Here is a 1,041-nt window from a genome sequence, read left to right on the forward strand (position 1 = left end):
GCGGCTCGATGACCGACCCGCCCGCCATAACCGCGCTTATCGCGCCGAGCAGGTCACCGAGGTTTCCGATCCTGTCCTTGAGAAGGTAGGCGAGCCCTTCACTGCCGTGCTTGAACAGCTCGAAGGCGAACAGCGCGTCCCGGTACTGCGACAGCACCACCACCCCCGTCTCGGGATGCTCGGCCCGTACGTGGTGAGCCGCGTCGATGCCCTCGAAACCGTCTCTGAAGGACGCGCCCGGCATGCGGATGTCGGTGACGATCACGTCGGGCCCGAGCCGGCGAACCGCGTCGAGGAGCTCGTCGGCGTCGCTGACCGCCGCGACGACGTCGATCTTGCCGGAGGTCTCCAGCAACTGCCGGAGCCCCTCCCTGACGAGGTAGTGGTCGTCGGCGAGTACGGCGCGCACCGGATCAGCCATCAATCGGTATCCAGGCGGTCACCCTGGTCCCCTTCCGCGGAGCGCTGACCACTTTGAGGTTCCCGCCGAGTGCGCTGAGCCGGTCGGCCAGCGGCCCGAGCCCGCGGTGGATCACGGCCGCCGGGTCGAACCCGGCCCCGTCGTCGGACACCTCCATGAGCAGGCAGCCGTCGTTTCGCACCAGCCGTACCTCGACCTGCGAAGCGGCAGCATGTTTCAGTGTATTGGCGAGGGCCTCACCGATCGTGAAGTAGGCCGCGCCCTCGACGTCGTCCGGATAGCGCCGTCCGCGTAGCTCGTCGTCGACGGTGAACTCGACGTCGATCGGCAAGCGGTCACATCGTTCCTCCACCGCTTCGACCAGGCCGCCCTGCGTGAGCACCGTCGGGTGGATGCCCGCGGCCAGCTCCCTCAGGTCTTCGAGCGTGACCCGTGCCTGCTCACGAAGGTGCGCAAGGGTCTCGGCGCGAGGGGCGGCCCTGGCCAGCTCAAGGCCCGCGATGAGGGCCACGAGTTGTTGTTGCACGCCGTCGTGGATGTTCCGCTCGATCCTACGGCGCTCGGTCTCCTGGGCGTGGACCAGGCGCGCGGCCAGGCGCGCGGCGCGCAGGGCAAGACCT

At 68.8% G+C, this 1,041-nt stretch carries 2 protein-coding genes; both read right to left on the bottom strand.

What is annotated here, in order from left to right:
- The coding region (locus tag ABZ911_RS43165) for a response regulator transcription factor (RefSeq protein ID WP_358070536.1) at positions 1-421 on the bottom strand (421 nt) is incomplete at its 3' end.
- On the bottom strand, positions 414-1,041 hold a 628-nt coding region (locus ABZ911_RS43170; protein WP_358070539.1), incomplete at its 5' end, for a sensor histidine kinase. The genes ABZ911_RS43170 and ABZ911_RS43165, both read right to left, overlap by 8 nt.

Origin of the sequence: Nonomuraea sp. NPDC046570, assembly GCF_040645915.1 — a bacterium.
In the GTDB taxonomy this organism is placed as follows: Bacteria; Actinomycetota; Actinomycetes; order Streptosporangiales; family Streptosporangiaceae; genus Nonomuraea.